The following is a 3,867-nucleotide window of genomic DNA, read 5'->3' on the forward strand; positions in this document are numbered from 1 at the left end:
CAAAATTCCAAAAATAGCGCGTGGTTTAAATATACCCACGCCGCATTGCATTCGGATTCACGCAAGCCTGCGCTCGAATTTGTACCAAAGCCCCGCCTAGTCTAACTGTTTGCATTAAGAAAAATGCGCCTTGGCAGATCAAAACGCTTGCTTTCGGTAGGATTTATCGATCTGTCCTTTGAAAAGGCGGGTTAAAATTTAGGCTCTTCTATCTTGTGGCTTTTTAACTCGGGAAATTCTTTATGAAGTCTCTCATGCAGGTGAAAAAATAAAAGCCCCCCATCGATAATGTCTTTATAGTAGTCTTTAAATTTCTCATCCGACTTGGATAGTTGCAAGAAATTTTTTACCAATTCTTTCGCATCCCCCAGGATATTTACTAATAAATCGTCATTTTTCTGCAAAATTTCAATCATCGCAATCTCTCCTTTTATTTTTGATTATCTGCTTGCGCGCTCCAAAATGGATATGGCTCAGCAACACCTAATTTCTATAAGCCGCAAATATCATGATAGTCACAGCAGCCCAAACGCTTGGCTTTCGTTTGCAGATAGATTGCCGAAATCCATTAGCCGACATAACTTATCTTGATAAATTATATCATCAAGGTATTAATGCCTGCTTAAATTTAAAATTTTAAATTCCGAGTAAAATATGAAATTTTACCAGCAGATATCAAGACAAAATCCATTTAAATTTATCTAGCGAGCGCACGATCCGTAAGATGCAATGAAATTTAAGCCAAAAAAGCTATAATTGCGCTCGGGTGTGGCGTGCGGTCGCTCCGCAAGGAGAGGAAAGTCCGAGCTGCGATAAGACAAGGTTGCGTCTAACGGACGCCGGGGGCAACCCTAGGGAAAGTACAACAGAAAGCAAACCGCCGCGCAAGCGGTAAGGGTGAAAGGGCGGGGTAAGAGCCCACCGCGCGCGTGGAGACACGGGCGGCAATGCAAACCCAACCTGCAGCAAGAACGGGTGGTTTCGTCTTATATTCGAACCGTTCGCTCGAACCGATTTGCAAAAATCGGTCTAGATAAATGACCGCTGTAACGGAACTCGGCTTATAACCACACCTATTTTTACGCCGAATTTATTTACTTGGAATAAGGAAAAAATTTTGAAAAGCTTAATTTTATGCAGCGCGCTTTGCGCCGTCGTTTTAGGGCTCGGAGGCTGCGCGAGTGCGGGTCCTGATAAGTCAGTAATCTTGCAAGGCGACGCTCATGATCGCGCTTGCGCAGAGGTTTATGAGCGCTATAAAGAGCTCGAAGCGGAGCTTTTAGCGGTTGAGGATCGATACGCAAACCCAAGCGTTGCGAACGATTATATACAGACTTACGACGAGTACGAGCGCACCATCGCCTACTACAATAAAAATTGCGCGACCGATAAATAAACGACGTAAATTGAGCGTGATTTAGTATAAACATGACTGCGGCGCAGCGGTGCAAAACGCTCAAAAATTTTATGAAAATTGCTAAGAAGTATTTAGAATTTTGCGCGAAGTAAAAAAGCATCTAAAATTTATTACGTACGCTTGGCTCTAGCGATACGAAGTCGCGGTGTGAATCATAGCGTGGGGCCTATTCATGCTCGTATTTAGCTTAGCGCGTCCGTACGGGCGATATGGCTTTTAGATATGCGGCTTGGCGATGCGGCTCGCCGTTTTGAAAAGCTGATCGGTTGCGGTCTAGGATCGGTTTTAAATTTCATCGCACAAATCGAGCTTAAATTTGCAGCCAAAATTTGACGGCTATGAAATTTAACGGGGCGCTCGGTTAAAAGAGCAGGGCGCTACGAGATTCAAAGGCAAGCGTCAGGAAGAATAAACAGGGCGCTACGAGCGATAAATTAAAACAAATGAAACTAAATTTGAAAGGGCTACTTTGAAAATATGATTTTTGCGCTTGCGCTTTGCATGTTTGCCGCGGCGCTCGGCGGTTGCGCGAGTGGTGAGCCGCAAAATTTAGAGATTTTAAAGGGCGATGAAAAGGAGCGAGCTTGTGCTCAGACCTACGAACGCATCAGATCGCTTGCAAAATCCATACACCAACCCGAGCGTCGCCAACGATTATATTTCTAAATCGGACGAGCTGGAGCGGACGGTGCGAGATTACAATAAAATTTGCGCAAAATAGGCGTGAGCCCGAATAAATTTAACTCCCATTTAGCAGCCGCAGATCTTTAAATTTAGCCGCAAGTCTTTAAATTTAAAAGACAAACCGACCGCTAAATTTAAAAACGCTACCTTTTTTTTAGAATCATCTAAGACGTTTTGCCGCGAGTCAAAATTTAGCCGCTTTAATTTTTTAAATTTAGCCGCGCAAAACCTCAAATTTGAAAGGCCTCGCGAGCCGATTTTTTCTGTTTTTAAGCGCTATTTTTGTAAAATTATTTTTTGAAATAGGTCTTTTGGCGTAACGCAAAGCGGCTAAATTTTCTGTTTCAATTAACTGCGCAATTCATAATCGCGGATCAAATTCGGCGAATTATTTTGCAAGATAAGAAGGGGTGGATGGAATTTGAATTTGTTATAGAGCTATTTCTTGCGATCACCGCGCTTGCGATAGTGCTAAATATCGTTTTTAAAATTTTTGAAATTCCAACCATTATCGGCTACATAGTCGCGGGCATCTGCTTCTCGCAAATTTACATCCTTAGTAGCGTCGAAAACGCCCATATGTCCGAGCTGGCAGAATTTGGCATCGTCTTTTTGATGTTTACCATCGGGCTTGAGTTTAGCTTCCATCACCTGATGAGTATGAAAAAGGACGTGTTTTTTAACGGCACGCTGCAGATGCTCGGCACCGCCATCATCCTCGTGCTCATCATCGAGCAAGCTTTCGGCGCAAATATCAAAACAGTGGCGATCATAGGGCTCGCGCTCGCGCTTAGCTCGACGGCGATCGTGCTAAAGACGCTAAACGAAACGGGCGAGATCAACCAAAACTACGGCCGTAAGGCGCTTGGAATTCTGCTTTTTCAAGACCTCGCCGTTATTCCTATTTTGCTGATGATCGACATCTTCGGCTCGACCGACAGCACCCCGGTGAATTATCTCATTTTAAAAACCGTCATAAGCGCCGCCATAGTCGTAGTTACGCTTTTTTTGATAGGTAAATTTGCCTTCAACCGCCTGCTTACTTACGTAATAAGGACGAATTCTAAAGAAATTTTTATCGCGACCATTCTTTTTACCGTCGTGGGCGCGAGCTTTTTGGCGCACGTTTTCGGCTTTTCCTACACCTTGGGCGCATTCATCGCGGGTATGCTTATCGCAGAGACCGAATACAAACACGAGATAGAGGCCGATCTCACGCCGTTTCGCGATATACTGCTCGGACTTTTTTTTATCACGATCGGAATGCAGATAAATTTCGAAGTCATCCTATCGCACTATGGGCTTATTTTGCTCGCTATTATAATAATAATGGCGCTGAAAACGGGGGTTATTTATGCGATCTTATTTATCGCGACCAATAAGAGGGTGGCGCTAAAAGCCGCTCTATCGCTGTGTCAGATAGGGGAGTTTGCGCTGGCTATATTTTCGCTACTTATGAACCGAAATATGATTAGTAGAGAAAATGGACAAATTCTAATCACCGTGGTGGTCGCGACGATGATTTTGACTCCTTTTATCCTAAAAAATTTAAACAAAATCGCTAACCGCTTTGAATCCAAGGTCGAAAGGCTCGAGGATGAGACGCACAAGATCCAGATTCCGCCGATGAAAAACCATATCATCGTCGCAGGATACGGTAGGATAGGGCAGGAGATCGTGCTGCGCCTAAAAGATCAGGGGTTGCTTTACGTAGTCGCCGAGAGCGATTTGGAGCTCGTGGATCTGGGCAAATCGCGCGGCGAGAA

Annotated in this window: 4 protein-coding genes and 1 other RNA gene; 4 read left to right on the top strand and 1 reads right to left on the bottom strand. The window is 44.2% G+C overall.

Annotation, left to right across the window (positions count from 1 at the left end):
- Positions 1–191: 191 nt before the first annotated feature.
- On the bottom strand, positions 192–416 hold the full coding sequence (locus Q0236_RS10145) for a chemotaxis protein (protein ID WP_297917399.1): 225 nt from the start codon (positions 414–416) through the stop codon (positions 192–194).
- A 347-nt stretch (positions 417–763) separates the two neighbouring features.
- On the opposite strand from Q0236_RS10145, the gene rnpB reads away from it, so the two are divergent.
- From rnpB to Q0236_RS10165, 4 genes are all read left to right on the top strand, one after another.
- Positions 764–1,080, top strand: an RNA gene (rnpB, locus tag Q0236_RS10150) — RNase P RNA component class A.
- A gap of 37 nt (positions 1,081–1,117) precedes the next feature.
- The gene (locus Q0236_RS10155; protein WP_297917402.1) at positions 1,118–1,396 is read left to right on the top strand and encodes a hypothetical protein; all 279 of its coding nucleotides are present in this window, start codon (positions 1,118–1,120) and stop codon (positions 1,394–1,396) included.
- A gap of 589 nt (positions 1,397–1,985) precedes the next feature.
- Positions 1,986–2,138, top strand: a complete 153-nt coding sequence (locus Q0236_RS10160) for a hypothetical protein (protein WP_297917405.1) — start codon at positions 1,986–1,988, stop codon at positions 2,136–2,138.
- 377 nt (positions 2,139–2,515) lie between these two features.
- On the top strand, positions 2,516–3,867 hold a 1,352-nt coding region (locus Q0236_RS10165), incomplete at its 3' end, for a cation:proton antiporter (RefSeq protein WP_297917408.1).

The organism is uncultured Campylobacter sp. (assembly GCF_938031315.1).
Taxonomy (GTDB): Bacteria; Campylobacterota; Campylobacteria; order Campylobacterales; family Campylobacteraceae; genus Campylobacter_B.

Excerpts from the sequence above, each read along its gene's own strand:
- Q0236_RS10145 (WP_297917399.1), bottom strand. The coding sequence starts at position 416 with ATGATTGAAATTTTGCAGAAAAATGACGATTTATTAGTAAATATCCTG.
- Q0236_RS10160 (WP_297917405.1), top strand. The coding sequence starts at position 1,986 with ATGAAAAGGAGCGAGCTTGTGCTCAGACCTACGAACGCATCAGATCGC.